Source organism: Mesorhizobium sp. LNHC252B00, assembly GCF_000502955.1.
In the GTDB taxonomy this organism is placed as follows: domain Bacteria; phylum Pseudomonadota; class Alphaproteobacteria; order Rhizobiales; family Rhizobiaceae; genus Mesorhizobium.
Genome location: NZ_AYWO01000114.1, coordinates 1 through 547, shown reverse-complemented (window position 1 = coordinate 547; position 547 = coordinate 1). Strand labels below are relative to the sequence as shown.

The following is a 547-nucleotide window of genomic DNA, read 5'->3' as shown; positions in this document are numbered from 1 at the left end:
AGAGATGTCGAATTCCGGTCCGCCTGCCGAAAGCTGGCGGGCGGCTGCGCGCGCCCGATCTATCCAGGTGTCGGGAGCCTCGCCCTCGGCAACGATGCGATCATTGACGATCGAAAGTCGTACTGTATCCGGCGGATACAGCGACGCTGTCAGCCGCTTCAACACGAACTCCGGCTCAAGGCTCTGATAGAATTGCCACTGTGAATGAACGCGGGCGGGATCGACCTGCGTTCCAGACAACAGCGACTGCGGGTCGGCGCCAAGCGGGTCTCTCAGGCCGGCAATATAGAATTGGCCGTCGCGAATCTTTTGTTCTGCAACGATGATGCCCGGCTGGGTCCCCAGTCGCGACACATAGGCCTGCCAGTGCTCCGCCGCGCGTGCTTCGGGGCTCACATCACGAACCTTAGAGATGTCGAATTCCGGTCCGCCTGCCGAAAGCTGGCGGGCGGCTGCGCGCGCCCGATCTATCCAGGTGTCGGGAGCCTCGCCCTCGGCAACGATGCGATTATCGACGATGGCAAGTCGCACTGACCCCGGCGGAGCC

Annotated in this window: 1 pseudogene; it reads right to left on the bottom strand. The window is 62.9% G+C overall.

The window, feature by feature from the left end:
• Nucleotides 1-531: pseudogene (locus X744_RS0139275) on the bottom strand (OmpA family protein); the annotation flags it as partial.
• Nucleotides 532-547 lie beyond the last annotated feature (16 nt).